12 protein-coding genes, 1 tRNA gene and 1 pseudogene are annotated in these 16631 nt (G+C 72.6%); 12 read left to right on the top strand and 2 right to left on the bottom strand.

Going from position 1 to position 16631, the window contains the following annotated elements; translation table 11 throughout:
* Nucleotides 1-64: 64 nt before the first annotated feature.
* From AB0D85_RS34845 to AB0D85_RS34825, 5 genes are all read left to right on the top strand, one after another.
* Nucleotides 65-1933, top strand: a complete 1869-nt coding sequence (locus AB0D85_RS34845; RefSeq protein WP_362329038.1) for a hypothetical protein — start codon at nt 65-67, stop codon at nt 1931-1933.
* 55 nt (nt 1934-1988) lie between these two features.
* Nucleotides 1989-2864, top strand: coding sequence for a hypothetical protein (locus tag AB0D85_RS34840; protein ID WP_362329036.1), 876 nt, complete (start codon nt 1989-1991; stop codon nt 2862-2864).
* A 21-nt stretch (nt 2865-2885) separates the two neighbouring features.
* A complete protein-coding gene (locus AB0D85_RS34835) occupies nt 2886-4196 on the top strand; it encodes an Ig-like domain repeat protein (RefSeq protein WP_362329034.1) in 1311 nt (436 codons plus the stop codon).
* Nucleotides 4193-5119 carry a sortase gene (locus AB0D85_RS34830; RefSeq protein WP_362329032.1) on the top strand — a complete coding sequence of 309 codons (927 nt, stop codon included), beginning with the start codon at nt 4193-4195 and terminating at the stop codon, nt 5117-5119. Before AB0D85_RS34835 ends, AB0D85_RS34830 begins: the two co-directional genes overlap by 4 nt.
* A gap of 80 nt (nt 5120-5199) precedes the next feature.
* On the top strand, nt 5200-5979 hold the full coding sequence (locus tag AB0D85_RS34825; protein ID WP_362329152.1) for a phosphate ABC transporter ATP-binding protein: 780 nt from the start codon (nt 5200-5202) through the stop codon (nt 5977-5979).
* 94 nt (nt 5980-6073) lie between these two features.
* On the opposite strand, the gene AB0D85_RS34820 is transcribed toward AB0D85_RS34825, so the two are convergent.
* Nucleotides 6074-6146, bottom strand: a tRNA-Arg gene (locus AB0D85_RS34820).
* A 321-nt stretch (nt 6147-6467) separates the two neighbouring features.
* Here AB0D85_RS34820 and AB0D85_RS34815 point away from each other — a divergent pair.
* From AB0D85_RS34815 to AB0D85_RS34790, 6 genes are all read left to right on the top strand, one after another.
* The gene (locus AB0D85_RS34815; RefSeq protein ID WP_362329030.1) at nt 6468-8075 is read left to right on the top strand and encodes a dynamin family protein; all 1608 of its coding nucleotides are present in this window, start codon (nt 6468-6470) and stop codon (nt 8073-8075) included.
* 3 nt (nt 8076-8078) lie between these two features.
* Nucleotides 8079-10112, top strand: coding sequence for a YfjP family GTPase (locus AB0D85_RS34810; RefSeq protein WP_362329028.1), 2034 nt, complete (start codon nt 8079-8081; stop codon nt 10110-10112).
* 693 nt (nt 10113-10805) lie between these two features.
* A complete protein-coding gene (locus tag AB0D85_RS34805) occupies nt 10806-11291 on the top strand; it encodes a single-stranded DNA-binding protein (RefSeq protein ID WP_362329026.1) in 486 nt (161 codons plus the stop codon).
* A gap of 376 nt (nt 11292-11667) precedes the next feature.
* Nucleotides 11668-13050, top strand: a complete 1383-nt coding sequence (locus AB0D85_RS34800; RefSeq protein WP_362329024.1) for a Cys-Gln thioester bond-forming surface protein — start codon at nt 11668-11670, stop codon at nt 13048-13050.
* Between the two features lie 63 nt (nt 13051-13113).
* Nucleotides 13114-13509 carry a hypothetical protein gene (locus AB0D85_RS34795; RefSeq protein WP_362329022.1) on the top strand — a complete coding sequence of 132 codons (396 nt, stop codon included), beginning with the start codon at nt 13114-13116 and terminating at the stop codon, nt 13507-13509.
* A gap of 199 nt (nt 13510-13708) precedes the next feature.
* Nucleotides 13709-14443: an alpha/beta hydrolase gene (locus tag AB0D85_RS34790; RefSeq protein ID WP_362329020.1), complete on the top strand. Its 735-nt coding sequence runs from the start codon at nt 13709-13711 to the stop codon at nt 14441-14443.
* 114 nt (nt 14444-14557) lie between these two features.
* Here AB0D85_RS34790 and AB0D85_RS34785 read toward each other — a convergent pair.
* A pseudogene (locus tag AB0D85_RS34785) lies at nt 14558-14698 on the bottom strand (SMI1/KNR4 family protein); the annotation flags it as partial.
* 267 nt (nt 14699-14965) lie between these two features.
* Between AB0D85_RS34785 and ettA the strand changes: the two are divergent.
* Nucleotides 14966-16630: an energy-dependent translational throttle protein EttA gene (ettA, locus tag AB0D85_RS34780; protein WP_362329018.1), complete on the top strand. Its 1665-nt coding sequence runs from the start codon at nt 14966-14968 to the stop codon at nt 16628-16630.
* Nucleotide 16631 lies beyond the last annotated feature (1 nt).

The raw sequence follows: 16631 nt of genomic DNA, 5'->3' as shown, positions 1-16631 counted from the left end.
ACCACCGCCGTACCTCGCCCTGCTTCCGTCCTAGCCCGCGCTCGCGCCCGATCGGACGACCGACATGATCACCGCCACAGCCCGCCGCCTCGCCGCGTTCCTCCTCGCCGTCTGCGTGCTCGCCGGCCTCCCGGCCGCCGCGTGGGCCGCGCCCTCGTCGACCCCGGCCGCCCCGCACGGGCGCACCACCTTCGGTATCCAGCCGTCGGGTGCCAAGAAGCCCGACCAGCGGCCGAACCTCTCCTACAGCGTGACCCCGGGCGCGGCCCTGCGGGACTACGTCGCCGTATGGAACTACGGCACCAGGCCGATCACCCTGCGGCTGTACGGCGGCGACGCCTTCATCACCGCCGACGGCGGCTTCGACGTGCTCGCGGCGGACAAGAAGTCGACGGCCGTGGGCTCCTGGCTGAAACTCGGCAAGGGGCGGGTGACGATACCCGGCCGGTCCCACGTCATCGTCCCCTTCACCCTGACCGTGCCGCAGCACGTGACCCCCGGCGACCACGCGGGCGGCATCGTCGCCTCGCTCGCCGCCACCCGCACGGACGCCAAGGGCAACAAGGTCCGGGTCGACCAGCGCGTGGGCGCGCGCATCTACCTGCGCGTCGCCGGCAAGCTCGACGCACGGCTCTCCGTGGACGGCCCGCACACCAGCTACCACGGCACGCTCAACCCCTTCGCCGCCGGGTCCGCCACGGTCACGTACACCGTGCGCAACACCGGCAACGTCCGGCTGGGGGCGCGTCAGGCGGTCCGCGTGAGCGACCTGTTCGGCGGCGACGCCACGGTCCGCGGGCCCCGTGACATCCCCGAGCTGCTGCCCGGCTCCGCCCTGACGGTCACCGCGTCCGCGACGGGCGTCCTGCCCACGGTGCGGGACACGACGACGGTCACCGTCGACCCGGTTCCGGTACGCGGCGACGTCCCGCCGCCCGTGCGGCCCCGGGTCACCGCGGCGGCCGGCTTCTGGGCCGTGCCGTGGACGGTCCTGGGCCTGCTCCTGCTGGTGGCCGCGGCAGTCGCGGTCTTCTTCGTACGACGTCGGCTGCGCCGTCGGGGCACGGGCGCCGTGCGCCGCCGTCCCGCCGTGGCCGGGACGGACCGGGCCCCGGCCGCCGGGCGTGCGGCGGCGCTGGCGGTGGTCACGGCGGCGACGGTGCTCGCCGGTTCGCCCTCCTGGGCGGCCGACGCCGGGCAGCTCACCGTCTCCCCCCAGCACGGCAGCGACACCCAGCCCATCACCATCACCACGGGCACGCCCTGCCCGTCGGGCACGACGAACGTCATCGCACGGGTCGCCGGTGCCGGGTTCCCGCACGGCGGCCAGATCGTCGTGGGCAACGCGCCCCTCGCCACCTACCCGAAGGCGTCCGGGGGCGGCGCGTCGATCCCGCTGATCTACACCATGCGGGACTACGCCACCACCGCCGGATTCCACACGCTGCACGGGACCTACACCTTCACGCTGAGCTGCCTCAAGGGGGCGTTCTCGCGGACGAGCGCGGGGGACTTCAGCGGGTCGCTGCGGTTCTCCTCGAACAGCGCGTACGGGGACGGCACGAAGGCGAAGACCCCGGCGGGAGCGGGAGCGGGAGCGGGAGCGGGAGCGGGAGCGGGAGCGGGCACGGGCGCGGGCGCAGGGGCGGGCGCGTCGTCGCAGCCGGCCGCGTCGGCCTCGCCGGGCAGCGGTGCGGTGGTGCCGTCGGTGGCGCCGAACGGCTCCGGAGCCGAGGCACCGGCCGCCTCCGGCGCCCCCGACGGCACGACCGGTGCCGTGCGGACGGCCGCCGAGTCCCCGGTCCGGCACTCGAACACCACGCTCGTCGTGCTGTCGACGTCCGGATTCGCCGTCGCCCTGCTCGCCGTCGCCCTCTTCTGGGCGCGAGGACGCCGGGCCCGCGCCGCAGCCGCGTCCGGATCGAGCGACTGAGCACGCCCACACGAACGCACGAGCACACGAGCCCCGAGCCAGAGGAGACCACACCGTGTCGTCGAAACGCCTGTCCCGGCCGGCTGCCGCCGGCCTCGGAACGCTGCTGCTGGCCTGCGGCGCAGCGGGCCTGCTCGCCGCCCCCGGCGCGCACGCGGCCGCCGCCGGGAAGCTGGAGGTGGCCCCCGCCAAGGGCAAGGACACCGAGACCATGACCCTGACCTCGGCGGGTGCGTGCCCGTCGAACGCCACCAACCTGATCGTGTCCGTCACCGGCTCCGGCTTCCCGGCCGCCGGCAAGGTCGTGGTGGGCAACTCACCGCTCACCACCTACGGAACGACGCCCGCCGGCGGCTATGTCGTCCCCCTGACGGAGACGATGCGGGACTACGCCAACGAGGCCGGCTTCCAGACACTGCAGGGCCGGTACGACTTCACCCTGACCTGCCGTACCGCGTTCAACGGCACCAGCCTGGCCGACTTCACCGCGCCGATCTGGTTCACCTCCAACACCGACTACCAGGACACCGACCCGAGCGGCGGCGCCACGACCAGCCCGCCCGCCTCGTCGTCGCCGCCCGCGACCTCGACCCCGACGGACTCGGCCACGCCGACGGAGACCGGTACCCCCACGGACACGGCGACCCCGACGGACACCTCGTCGCCGACCGACACCGCCAGTCCCACGGACACGGCCACCGCGGGAAGTTCGGACGGCGGCAGCAGTACTTCCGGCGGCTCCGAGGGCATCGGCACCAGCGTCACCGGCGGTTCCAGCGGCGGCAAGGGGTCCCTCGCCGCCACCGGCACCGGCGCGGCCCTCCTGGCGGCCGTCTCCGCCGCCCTCGTACTGCTGGGCACGCTCTTCGTCCAGTCGGTCCGCAGGCGCCGCCTGCTGGACTTCCCCGAAACCGACCGCTCGCAGGACTGAGCCCAGGAGAAGACACACGCCATGACGTTCACCTCAGTACGCCGTTCCCTGCCGGCGGCCGGTATCGCCGCCGTGCTCGTCGCCGGTGCGATCGGTCTCGGCGCGAGCGGAGCCCAAGCGGCTTCCCTCGGCACCCTCGACGTCAGCCCGGCCACGGGCACCGACACCAGCGGGATGACCCTCACCACCTCCGGCGCGTGCCCCGGCCCGGCCACCAACCTCATCGTCTCCGTGACCGGTTCCGGCTTTCCGTCGGACGGCAAGGTCGTGGTGAGCAACTCGCCGATCAGCACGTACCAGACGTCGTCCGCCGGCGGCATCGTGGTGCCGTTGACGGAGACGATGCGGGACTACGCCAACGAGGCCGGTTTCCAGACGCTGCAGGGCCGGTACGACTTCACCCTGACCTGCCGGGGGGCCTTCGGCTCGGCGACGTACGGCGACTTCGGCTCCCCGATCTGGTTCACCTCCAACACCGCGTACCAGAACACCGACCCGGCCGGGTCCGTGGCCGCGACGACGACCACGCTCACGGCGGCCCCGGCGAGCCCGGTCGTCGAAGGCACCTCGGTCAAGCTCACGGCCGCGGTCGCGCCCGCCACGGCGGCCGGAACGGTGCAGTTCAAGGACGGCACGCAGGCCCTCGGCGGCCCGGTCGCGGTGTCCGCCGGAACGGCGTCGCTGACCACCGGCGCCCTGGCCGCGGGCGGTCACTCGCTCACCGCCGAGTTCACCCCGTCCGACGCCTCGGCGTACGCGCCCTCCGCCTCGGCCGCGCTGCCCTACACGGTCAAGGTCAAGCCCCCGACGGTCGTCTCGGCGCCGAAGGTGACCGGCACGGCCAAGGTCGGCTCCACCGTGACCTGCAGCGCCACCTTCAACGGCGCGACCTCCTACACGTACGCCTGGCTGCGTGACGGCACCGCGATCGGCGGCGCGACCGCACGCACCCGTGCCCTCGTCGCCGCCGACTACACGCACAAACTCGCCTGCCGGGTGACCGCCGGCAACAGCGGCGGCAACACGACCGCGACCAGCCCCGCCGTGACCGTGGCCCTCGGCCCGGCCCTGAAGAACACGGCACGTCCTTCGACCACCGGGACCGCGAAGGCCGGCAAGCGGCTCACCGCCAAGCCGGGCAGCTGGACGCCGGCGGCGGCGTCGTACACCTACGTCTGGAAGCGCGACGGGCACGCGATCCGCGGCGGGACGCACTCCACGTACCTGCTCACCCGCACGGACAAGGGGCACCTGATCACGGTGACCGTCACCGCGAAGCGGTCCGGCTACGCCAACGGCACGGCCACGTCCAGGTCAGTGAGGGTGGGATGACCTCGTCCACCGCCGTGGTGCGGGCTCCGTCCGGCGGCGGGTCGTCCGACCCGTCACCGGCGGAGCCCGCCCGGGCCCCGGGGACCCGCACCGCCGGGCCCGGGGTACGTGTCCTCGGGGTCGCGCTGAGCATCCTGGGCGCGCTGCTGCTCGGATTCGTCCTGGACGTCGGCCCGTTGGGCGACCTCCGCCATGTCCGTGACCGGCAGGTCGACTACGCCGCCCTGCGGAGCACCCTGGCCAACGGGGTCACCCCGGTCGGCGGGGCGATCGACCCCGGCACCCCGTTGGCGCTCCTGACCATCCCCGCCCTGCACCTGCACGAGGTCGTCCGTGAGGGCACCACGGCCCAGGACCTGTCACGAGGTCCGGGCCACCGCAGGGACACACCGCTTCCGGGGCAGGCGGGCGTCAGTGTCGTCATGGGCCGCCAGACGACGTTCGGGGGCCCGTTCCTGCACCTGCGCGAACTGCGGCCCGGGGACGAGTTCACCGTGACGACGGGCCAGGGCAGACAGACCTACCGGGTCCTCGACCTCCGCCGGGGCGGTGACCCGCAGCCGGTGGCACTTGCGGCGGGCCGCAGCCGCCTGACGCTTGTCACGGCCGACGGCACCCCGTTCATGCCCCGGGGCATCCTGCGCGTGGACGCGGACCTGGTCTCCCAGGTGCAGGCCGCGTCGGCCCCGGGCGTCGCGCCGGGCGCCCTGCCCGAGGCCGAGACACCGATGGCCGTCCAGTCCTCGGCCTGGCTGCCGCTGGTGCTGTGGGGCCAGGCCCTGGTGCTGGCCGCCGCGGCCGTCGCGTGGAGCCACGCCCGCTGGGGCCGCCGCCACACCTGGGTGTTCGGCGTCCCCCTGCTGGGTGTCCTCGGCCTCACCGTCGCCGACCAGGCGGCGCAGCTCCTCCCCAACCTGATGTGACCGCCGACCGAGGACGTGCAGTGACCGAACAGACCAGTGGCGAGGCCGGTACCACCCTCCCCCTGCCCCCCTATCCGGAGGTGGCCGGCGCCACCCTCGACACCCGCCGGATCTCGGCCTGGTTCGGCGACCGCAAAGTCCTCGACCGCGTGTCGCTGTTGATGCCGTCCGGCCTGGTGACGGCCCTCATCGGCCCCTCCGGCTGCGGCAAGTCCACCTTCCTGCGCATCCTCAACCGCATGCACGAGCTCATTCCGGCCGCCACCCTGGCCGGTGAGGTGCTCCTGGACGGCCAGGACATCTACGCCCCCCGGCGCCGTCTGACCGAGACCCGGCGGGAGATCGGCATGGTCTTCCAGAAGCCGAACCCCTTCCCCGCGATGTCCATCCACGACAACGTCACCTCGGGCCTCAAGCTCACCGGCATCCGTCTCAACGGCGCCGACCGGGACGACCTCGTCGAGGAGTGCCTGACCAAGGCGGGCCTGTGGCAGGAGGTACGGGACCGGCTCCGCCAGCCCGGCGGCGCACTGTCCGGAGGCCAGCAGCAACGCCTGTGCATCGCCCGCTCCCTCGCCGTACGCCCCAAGGTCCTCCTCATGGACGAGCCCTGCTCCGCGCTGGACCCCACCTCGACGCTCCGCATAGAGCAGACGATCCGCGACCTGGCCCACGAGGTGACGATCGTGATCGTCACCCACAACATGCAGCAGGCCGCCCGCATCTCCGACCGGTGCGCGTTCTTCCTCGCCGAACAGGGCGCCCCCGGCGCCGTCGTGGAACACGGCGCCACCCCCACGATGTTCGCCACCCCCACCGACCCGCGCACGGCGGACTACGTGGAGGGCCGCTTCGGCTGAGCCGCGCCGAGGCCTCCCCGCGACAGCGGGTTTCGGTCAGATACGGAGGCGTCGGTTCAGCGAAAAGCCCTCCGGAAGGAGGGCGGAGACTGGGCGCCCCCGGCAGGACTCGAACCTGCGGCCAAGCGCTTAGAAGGCGCCTGCTCTATCCACTGAGCTACGGGGGCCGGCTGTGCTGGCCTCGTACGCACTGCCCGGGTGCGGGCGGGTCCGTGACGTTGCCGGGGACAAGGATAGAACTCCCCGATCCGTGTCCCTGCTGCTTCGCCTCCGTGGCTCAATGTGGAGGTTCGGTGAAGCGGTCCTGATAATCGCAGGCAGGTACGAATCGTGCATCGCTTTTGGCGCCTGACGCACCGGGTGTTGTGCACTCGTTATGCCTGGACTGTGCTTCCGTCCCAGTCGTCCCTTCCATCCGTTGTGTTCTGTCGGCGCGCAGACATGTCTATATGCTTCAGAATTCCCCTAAAATTGGGCATTCTTCGCATGTGGTGACCTTGGACGTACGGCCTCAGCTGCTCGACACACTTTCCGCCCTGCGCGACCGTGTCGCCGCCGCACGCTTCCCGCTGCCCCTGGTGGGGGCTCCACGCGCGCGTGCCAACCGCGACGAACTGCTCGCACAGCTCGACGACTATCTGGTGCCCCGCCTCAGAGAGCCCGAAGCGCCTCTCCTGGCGGTCGTGGGCGGATCCACCGGCGCCGGCAAGTCGACCCTCGTCAACTCCCTGGTGGGCCGCCGCATCAGCGAAGCGGGCGTGCTGCGGCCGACCACCCGCACCCCGGTGCTGGTCTGCCACCCGGAGGACCATCACTGGTTCAGCGGGATGCGCGTGCTGCCCGACCTCACACGCGTGTGGGTACCGAAGCGGGAACCCGGCGACGACCTCCTGCTGCCCGGCGAGAACCACGCGCGCGTGCTGCGCGTCGAGACCGCCGACAGCATCCCCCGCGGCCTCGCCCTCCTCGACGCCCCCGACATCGACTCCCTCGTCGTCGACAACCGCGTCCTCGCCGCGGAACTGATGTGCGCCGCCGACGTCTGGGTGATGGTGACCACGGCGGCCCGCTACGCCGACGCCGTCCCCTGGCACCTGCTGCGCACCGCCAAGGAGTACGACGTCGCCCTGGTGACCGTCCTCGACCGGGTCCCCCACCAGGTCGTCTCCGAGGTCGCCCGGCAGTACGGCGCCCTCCTCACCAAGGCCGGGCTCGGCGACCTGCCCCGGTTCACCGTGCCCGAACTGCCCGAGTCGGCGTGGGGCGGCGGGCTGCTTCCGGCCACCGCCGTGGCCCCGCTGCGGGCCTGGCTCGTCCACCAGGCGCAGGACCCCGGCGCCCGCACGCACACCCTGGCCCGAACCGCCCACGGCGTCCTCGACTCCCTCAAGGCCCGCCTGCCCGAGCTGGCCGGCGCGGCCGCCGCCCAGTACGCCGCCGCACTGCGCCTGACCTCAGCCGTCGACTCGGCGTACGACAGCGAGCACACACGCGTGCGTGCCCGGCTGCAGAGCGGAGCCGTCCTCGCCGGCGACGCCCTCAAACGCTGGCGCGCCTTCCCCCTCGACTGCGCCGCGGGCGAACTCCTCGACGCTCTGGTGGAGAGCCTCGCCGCACTGCTGCTGTGCGCCGTCACCGCCGCCGACGAGCGCGTCGACGACGCCTGGCGCCGCGAGCCCGCCTCCGGGGCCCCCGGGCTCACCGACCGCGACCCCTCCCTGGAGAGCGCCGAGCACCGCATCGGCCTCGCCGTACGGCGCTGGCGGCGCGAGCTGGAGGAGTACGCCGAGGACGAGGTGCGCGAGCTCGACCGCAGTGTCGCGCCCGACTCCGAGTCCGTCGCCGTCCTCGTGGCCACCGTGCTGCTCGGCGGCCGCCGTACCCGGGCGGCGGGGGAGCGGCTCGCCGAGCGCATCGGCGCGCACGGCGCGCTGCGGCTGCGCGACCGCGCGGGACGGCTGCTCACCGAGCACGTGGACCGCGTCATCCACACCGAACGCGAACGCCGTCTCGCCCCGCTCGACGCCCTCGACGTCCACCCCGAACCCCAGGCCGAACTCATCGCCGCCCTGTCCGTCCTCCAGAAGGAGAGGTGACCGGTGACCGCCGTCACTGACCACGACCACACAGATCACATGGAACGCATGGATCACACCAGTGACTACACCAGTGACTTCGACAGCGGTCTGACCGCGGGGGGCTCCGCGCCGGACGCCGCACGGGAGCCCGTGCCCGGCCTCGCGGCGGACGGACCACAGGACCGGAACGGAACCGGGGAAGGCACCACGGACGCCACGGACGCCACGGACGCCACGGGCCGCACCGGCCCGGCGGACGCCGCGGACCCCGTCCGGACCGCCGCCGAGGCCGAGAACGTCCCGCACGCACGCGTGCGGGAGCAACGGGAGCCGTCCGACGACGACCAGGCCACCGCCGAGGGCGCCTGGGACGACGGACTCATCGCCCGCCGGGTCACCGAGACCGCCAAACCCGCCGTGCCCGTCCTGGAGACCCGCGGCCCCGGCGCCCCGGCCCCCGTCCCGCTGGCCTACGACGGCCCGCTGCGCTCCCGCCTCGACGCCCTGCGCGAACTCGTCGGCCTGTCCCGCACCCGCCTCGACAGCCACACCCTCGCCGAGGCCGGCCGGGTCCTGGACGAGGCGGCGGCCCGGCGCAGGCTCTCCGGCCAGCACACCGTCGTCGCCATCGCCGGCGCCACCGGCAGCGGCAAGTCCCAGCTGTTCAACGCGCTCGCCGGAGTCGCCATCTCGGAGACCGGCGTACGGCGCCCCACCACCGCCGCGCCCATCGCGTGCACCTGGAGCGACGGCGGCGCGGCCCTCGTCGACCGGCTCGGCATCCCGGGCCGGCTGCGCCGGCGCCCCGTGCACAACCCGGAGGCGGACGCACAACTGCGCGGACTGGTCCTCATCGACCTGCCCGACCACGACTCGGCGGCCGTCCAGCACCGCGAACACGTCGACCGGATCCTGAAACTGGTCGACGCGGTGATCTGGGTCGTCGACCCGGAGAAGTACGCCGACGCCGTCCTCCACGAGCGCTATCTGCGGCCCATGGCCGGCCACGCCGAGGTCATGTTCGTCATCCTCAACCAGACCGACCGGCTCCCCGGCGAGGCCGCCGACCTGGTCCTCGACGATCTGCGCCGGCTGCTCGACGAGGACGGCGTCGCGCTCGGCGAGTTCGGCGAACCGGGTGCCACCGTGCTCGCGCTGTCCGCGCTCACCGGCGAAGGCGTCGGCGATCTGCGCGAGATGCTCGGCCAGTTCGTGTCCGAACGGGGCGCGGCGGCCCGGCGTGTCGCCGCCGACGTGGACGCCGCCGCCGACCGGCTGCGCCCCGTCTACGCCACCGGGCGGCGCGCCGGACTCAGCGAGGAGGCGCGCGACGAGTTCGCCGCCCGGCTCGCGGACGCGGTGGGCGCCACCGCCGCCGGCGAGGCCGCCGAACGGGCCTGGCTGCGCAACGCCAACCGGGCCTGCGGCACGCCCTGGCTGCGGCTGTGGCGCTGGCGCCGGAAGCGCGGCGACGCGCCCACCAGCCGCCTGCAGAAGCCCGAGCCCGAGCAGGAGGCGACCGCCCGGCAGCGCGTCGAGCAGGCGGTGCGCACGGTCTCCGAACGGGCCTCGGCCGGACTGCCCGTGCCCTGGGCGCAGGCGGTGCGCGAGGCCGCCGTACGCGGCTCGCAGGGACTGCCGGAGGCGCTCGACGACCTCGCCGCACAGGCCGGACTGCCACCGGGGCGCCCGCCGCGCCCCGGCTGGTGGCCGGTGGCGGTGCTCGCCCAGGCCGCGATGACGCTCCTGCAGGTGGTGGGCGGGCTGTGGCTGGTGGGGCAGATCGCCGGGGTGCTGGCGCCCAACCTGGGCGTTCCGGTGCTGCTGATGGTCGCCGGGATCGTCGGCGGGCCGCTGGTCGAGTGGGGGTGCCGGATGACGGCACGGGGGCCGGCCCGGCGCTACGGCCTGGAGGCGGAGCGCCGACTGCGGGAGGCGGCGGCCGGGTGCGGCCGGGCCCGGGTGCTGGACCCGGTGGCGGCGGAACTGCTGCGGTACCGGGAGGTGCGCGAGCAGTACGGGCGGGTGACGCGGGCCGGGGCCGGGGTGGGGTGATCTTCTCGGGGCGGCCGGGGGACGTGCCCTGCGGGGACACGGGGTTCACCTCTGACCCACTCGGGCCTTCCCGGGCCTCTCCGGGTCCACTCGGGCCTTCCCGGGCCTTCCCGGGTCTACTCGGGCCTTCCCGGGCCTCTCCGGGTCTACTCGGGCCTCTCCGGGTCTACTCGGGCCTCTCCGGGTCTACTCGGGCCTCTCCGGGTCTACTCGGGCCTCTCCGGGCCCACTCGGACCTCCCCGGATCCACGCAGGCCTCCCCCCAGACCCACGCGGGCCTCCCCAGACCCACTCGGGCCTCCCCGGGCCCACGCAGGCCTCCCCGGGCCCACTCGGGCCTCCCCGGATCCACGCAGGCCTCCCCCCAGACCCACGCGGGCCTCCCCGGACCCACGCGGGCCTCCCCGGACCCACGCGGGCCTCCCGGGACCCACTCGGACCCACTCGGATTCACCCGTCCGGGCGGCGGAGTTTTCCACAGTCCCGATGACCGTCCACAGCCCGCGGCGGGCCCGGCCCGCCGACGGCAGTCTGGTCCCGCGGCGATCAGCCCGAGTGCGGCGGACGCACCCGGCACACCACGGGTGCCTGCGCACTCGGCACACACGGTCGCCGCGGTGGACACAGCCGTACGGGACGGGCCCGTACGCGGATCCGCCCGGCCCCGGCGGCCGGGCGAGGGAGGGGTTCGTGATGAACGAGACGATGGTCTGCGCGGTGGGCAACGTGGCGACGCAGCCGGTCTACCGGGAGCTGGCGGCAGGCCCGTCGGCACGGTTCCGGCTGGCGGTGACGTCGCGTTACTGGGACCGCGAGAAGAGCACCTGGACGGACGGGCACACCAACTTCTTCACGGTGTGGGCCAACCGGCAGCTCGCCACCAACGCGGTGACCTCGCTGTCGGTCGGCGACCCGGTCGTCGTACAGGGGCGGCTGAAGGTGCGCAGCGAGACCCGGGAGGGCCAGCAGTGGGCCTCCGCCGACATCGACGCGGTGGCGATCGGCCACGACCTCGCGCGCGGTACGGCGGCCTTCCGGCGGACCGGGAAACCGGAGACGGCGGCACCGGCGCCACCCCGCCCCGAGCCTGACTGGGAGACACCGGCCCAGTCCGTCGACACAGCCGTCCCACAGCAACCGGAACCGGAACCGGAACCGATGGCGGTGGCGGTGACGTGACGTGACGTCGGTGCGCCCCACGCACCGTTCGCCATGGACTGGCCGAACTGCGGTCGGTTGATCGCTCATTGACGGCTTATCGGCGAATGCGCTCCGAAGTGCCCACCATGACGACCGGGTGGATTTGTCGATAAGCCCCGCTCACCCGCGGCCCCGCGATAACGATTGCGGATCGGATCGCTCATCCGACCATCTCACCGCGAAGGGCCGGTCCGGCTGATCCATAGGATGCCGGGCATGGCCCCTGGGGCCGCTGATTCTGCTGGTGGGACCGCCCTCTGCGGCCAACAGGTCCTGCTCGAAGGGGAATTCTGTGCTCGCTGCGTTCTCTGGTTCCTCGGCGCCCCGTGCGTCCGTCAGGCACTCCGGTACGGCCGTGCCCGCGAGAGGCGTGGCCCGCCTCGCCGCCGCGGCACTGGCGGCCGGCCTGGTGGCCGCCGCCGTGCTGACCGGCGCCGGCCGGGCCGCGGCCGACGACGGGACCGCCCAGAGCCAGAGCGGGGCGACGGCGACCATCAGCGGCCTGAAGACCTACGGCGATGCCGTGGTCCACGGCGACGGCGGCGACGAGCAGGTCGCGGCGGGCCTGTTCGAGATGTCCGTGGACGGCGGCGGCACGCTCCAGACGTACTGCGTCGATCTGCACAACCCCACCCAGCGGGACGCCAAGTACCACGAGACGGCGTGGAGCGGCACCTCGCTGGGCGCCAACAAGAACGCCGGCCGGATCCGCTGGATCCTGCAGAACTCCTACCCGCAGGTCAACGACCTCGCCACGCTCGCCCGCAAGGCCGGGGCCGGCAGCCTCACCGAACAGGACGCGGCGGCCGGCACCCAGGTGGCGATCTGGCGCTACTCGGACGGCGCGGACGTCGACGCCGTGGACCCGCAGGCCGAGAAGCTGGCCGACTACCTGGAGAAGAGCGCCCGCGACCAGTCCGAGCCGCAGGCCTCGCTGACCCTCGACCCGCCGGCCGTGTCCGGCCGCCCGGGCGGGCTGCTCGGCCCGGTGACGGTCCACACCAACGCGCGTACGGTCACCGTGATCCCGCCGGCCGACGCGGCCCTCAGCGGCGTGAAGATCACCGACAAGGCGGGCAAGCCCGTCACGACGGCCGGGAACGGCGACCAGCTGTACTTCAAGGTCCCGGACGACGCCACGGAGGGCTCCGCCGAGCTGTCGGTCCAGGCGTCGACCACCGTCCCGGTCGGCCGCGCCTTCGCCTCCGAGAGCCGCAGCCAGACCCAGATCCTGGCCGGCTCCAGCGAGTCCACGGTCGCCGCGACCGCGAACGCGAACTGGGCGGACCAGGGCGCGATACCGGCGCTGTCGGCCGAGAAGAACTGCGCCAAGGGCGGCGTGGACATCACCGCGGCCAACACCGGCGACAAGCCGTTCACCTTCGAGCTGATGGGCACCGAGCACACCATCCCCGCGAAGACCTCGCGAACGGTGACCATCCCGCTCCAGGAGGACCAGGCCTACGACTTCACGATCACCGGCCCGAACAGCCTGGAACGCCGCTTCACGGGCGTCCTCGACTGCAAGACGCAGGGCACCGACGCCGGCCTCACCACCCAGACCCTCAGCGAGCCCAGCCCGGCCTCGGTGGGCGGCACCACCGGCGCCGTCAACCTCGCCGCGACCGGCGGCGACTCGGCGACCGGCGTGATCACGGGCGTGGCCATCGGCCTGGTGGTGATCGGCGGCGCGGTCCTGGTGATCCTCCGCCGGCGGGAGTACGAGCAGACGGACTGACTTACGAGCAGAAGGCGGACTGACTGCCGGACGAGGCGACCGTCCGCCGGGCACCATGACGGCATGACCAAGTCACCTGGCACACCGTCCTCGGGCTCCGTCCTGTCCCTGTGGTCGCACGACTCGGTGCTGTCGATCGGCTCGGTGGGCTCCGTGCTCTCCATCGGGTCGGTCGGCTCGGCCCTGTCCGTAGGATCGATCGGCAGCGCACTCTCGGCCGGCTCGATCGGCTCCGCCCTGTCCCTGCTCTCGGCAGGCTCATGGCTGAGCACGGGATCCCTCCTGTCGGCACAGTCCACCTGGTCGGTCCTGTCCTGGCGCTCCTCCCGAGCGCTGCTCCGCTCGGCCGGAACCCTGGGAGCGGTGACGGCGACGGCCCTGCTCCTGACCCGAGCCCTGCACGGACCGTCCGGCAGTCCCGGCCGGGCACGGACCTCGGGAACGTCACCGTCGACGTGATGGACGTGGCACCGAGCCCCCGCGAAAACCCGTTGGCGGGACCACGGCAGCCACTGCTACGTTTCCGGAGGCCGTGCAAGAGAACGAGGAGGTGGTACCCGTGAACACAGTATCGACATGGGTGCTCCCCTCCGGGGTCACGGTCGGGCGATAGGTCGTCCGGGAGCGCCGTTCAATGGCACTCCCGAAAGGCACGACCATGCAATTCACTTCTGAACGGCGTCTCGACGACACTGTCCTCGAACGCGAATTCACCCTCGGCGAGATCCCCGGCATCCTGTGGACGCCCGCGACCACGTCGGCCCCGGCACCGCTGATCCTGGTCGGCCCCCCTCCTCTCGGGCTGCGCAAGGCGTACCCCCGACTGGTGGCCCGAGCCCGGCACACCGTGGCGGACGGCTTCGCCACGGCCACCATCGAACTCCCCGGAAGCGGCGACCGGCCCCGGTTGCCCGGCGCCGAGCAGGCCCTCGCCGACATGCGCCGGGCGATGGCGGCCGGTGAGCGGGTCGGCGACGAGATCATCGACGCCCTCGTCCTCCCGCTGGTCGACAAGTCGGTCCCGGAATGGCAGGCGGCCCTGGACGCCCTCCTGGCGCTGCCCGGGATCGACGGCCCGGTCGGGTACTCGGGGGGAGTGATCTCCATCGGCACCCGGCTGGCGGTGGTCGAGCCGCGCATCTCGGCCGCCGTCCTGTTCGCGGGGAGTTTCATCCCCCGGGCCATCTTCGAGGAGGCCCGCCAGGTCACCATTCCGCTGCACGTCCTGCTGCAGTGGGACGACGAGGGCAACGACCGGCAGGCGGCCCTGGACCTGTTCGACGCCTTCGGCTCCAAGGAGAAGACCCTGCACGCCAACATGGGCGGGCACACCGGCGTCCCACAGTCCGCGGGCGACGAAGCGGGCCGATTCCTCGCCCGCCACCTGAAGTGACACCGCGCCGCCAAGCCGTGCCGGCCGCCAAGCCGCCCCTCTAGGGCCAGGGCCCGGCCTCCTCGGCTCCCCGCAACACGGCCCCCTGCCGGACTCCCGGCAGGGGCCCACGCTTGGCGCGAGGTCGACGTCGTCCATCCGGCAGTCGGACCAGATCATGCCGCGGTGGCTGCCGCTGATGATCAGTCACTCCTTCTGGCCGCAGCCCAGGTGGGAGATCACGATGGCGCCGGCGGTGCGCTCCGGGGCGAACATGTCGGAGGCGGTGGTCGCAGGTCACAGCGTGGATCCTGCTCGCCGGCAGAAGGCGTTCGAGTGATCCTTCCTGGGGCGCCCCAGGGCCGTCCGAGGCTCCCCGGGGCTGACCGACGACGACCGGCAGCGAAAGCAGCCCGGAGCCGACCACGGCAAAGCCCCAGGTCACAGCCCCCCGACCTAACGAGTTTCCGCACAGGGGTGGCCGTACGGCAAGATGGGGTGTATCTGCCCACTGCCAGATTTCAAGCTGCCGGACGGTTTCTCTTGGCTGAGTACATCTACACCATGCGCAAGACGCGTAAGGCGATCGGCGACAAGGTCATCCTTGACGACGTCTCGCTGAACTTCCTGCCCGGCGCGAAGATCGGTGTGGTCGGCCCGAACGGTGCCGGTAAGTCGACCATTCTGAAGATCATGGCGGGGCTGGACCAGCCGTCGAACGGCGACGCCTTCCTGTCGCCGGGGTACACCGTCGGCATCCTGATGCAGGAGCCGAAGCTCGACGAGGACAAGACCGTCCTGGAGAACGTCCAGGACGGCGTCGCCGAGGTCAAGGGCAAGCTCGACCGGTTCAACGAGATCGCCGAGCTGATGGCGACCGACTACTCCGACGCGCTGCTCGACGAGATGGGCAAGCTGCAGGAGGAGCTCGACCACGCCAACGCCTGGGACCTCGACGCCCAGCTGGAGCAGGCCATGGACGCGCTCGGGTGCCCCCCGGGCGACTGGGCCGTCACCAACCTCTCCGGTGGTGAGAAGCGGCGCGTGGCACTGTGCAAGCTGCTGCTCGAAGCCCCCGACCTGCTGCTCCTCGACGAGCCCACCAACCACCTCGACGCCGAGTCGGTGAACTGGCTGGAGCAGCACCTGGCCAAGTACGACGGCACCATCGTCGCCGTCACCCACGACCGGTACTTCCTGGACAACGTGGCCGGCTGGATCTGCGAGGTCGACCGCGGCCGCCTGCACGGCTACGAGGGCAACTACTCCAAGTACCTGGAGACCAAGACCACCCGTCTCAAGGTCGAGGGCCAGAAGGACGCCAAGCGGCAGAAGCGGCTCAAGGAAGAGCTGGAGTGGGTGCGGTCGAACGCCAAGGGGCGCCAGGCCAAGTCCAAGGCGCGTCTCGCCCGCTACGAGGAGATGGCCGCCGAGGCCGACAAGATGCGGAAGCTGGACTTCGAGGAGATCCAGATCCCGCCGGGCCCGCGGCTCGGCAGCATCGTCGTCGAGGTCACCAACCTCACCAAGGGCTTCGGCGACAAGGTCCTGATCGACGACCTGAGCTTCACGCTGCCGCGCAACGGCATCGTCGGCGTCATCGGCCCGAACGGCGCCGGCAAGACCACCCTCTTCAAGATGATCCAGGGTCTGGAGACCCCGGACTCCGGCAACATCAAGGTCGGCGAGACCGTCAAGATCTCGTACGTCGACCAGAGCCGCGCCAACATCGACCCGAAGAAGACCCTGTGGGCGGTCGTCTCCGACGAGCTCGACTACATCAACGTGGGCCAGGTCGAGATGCCGAGCCGCGCCTACGTGTCCGCCTTCGGGTTCAAGGGCCCGGACCAGCAGAAGCCGGCCGGCGTGCTCTCCGGCGGTGAGCGCAACCGGCTGAACCTGGCACTCACCCTCAAGCAGGGCGGCAACCTGCTGCTCCTCGACGAGCCGACGAACGACCTCGACGTCGAGACCCTCAGCAGCCTCGAGAACGCGCTGCTGGAGTTCCCCGGCGCGGCCGTGGTCGTCTCCCACGACCGGTGGTTCCTGGACCGGGTCGCCACCCACATCCTCGCCTACGAGGGCGAGTCCAAGTGGTTCTGGTTCGAGGGCAACTTCGAGTCGTACGAGAAGAACAAGATCGAGCGGCTCGGTGCGGACGCCGCGCGTCCGCACCGTGCCACCTACAAGAAGCTGACCCGGGGCTGAT

The organism is Streptomyces sp. NPDC048277, from assembly GCF_040652235.1.
Classification (GTDB): domain Bacteria; phylum Actinomycetota; class Actinomycetes; order Streptomycetales; family Streptomycetaceae; genus Streptomyces.
Note: the sequence above shows the minus strand (reverse complement) of the source record. Positions and strands in the feature narration are given on the sequence as shown.

Bases quoted from the DNA above. Each gene is read 5' to 3' on its own strand.
- AB0D85_RS34845 (WP_362329038.1), top strand. From the start codon at position 65: ATGATCACCGCCACAGCCCGCCGCCTCGCCGCGTTCCTCCTCGCCGTC.
- AB0D85_RS34835 (WP_362329034.1), top strand. From the start codon at position 2,886: ATGACGTTCACCTCAGTACGCCGTTCCCTGCCGGCGGCCGGTATCGCC.
- AB0D85_RS34830 (WP_362329032.1), top strand. From the start codon at position 4,193: ATGACCTCGTCCACCGCCGTGGTGCGGGCTCCGTCCGGCGGCGGGTCG.
- AB0D85_RS34805 (WP_362329026.1), top strand. From the start codon at position 10,806: ATGAACGAGACGATGGTCTGCGCGGTGGGCAACGTGGCGACGCAGCCG.
- AB0D85_RS34795 (WP_362329022.1), top strand. From the start codon at position 13,114: ATGACCAAGTCACCTGGCACACCGTCCTCGGGCTCCGTCCTGTCCCTG.
- AB0D85_RS34790 (WP_362329020.1), top strand. From the start codon at position 13,709: ATGCAATTCACTTCTGAACGGCGTCTCGACGACACTGTCCTCGAACGC.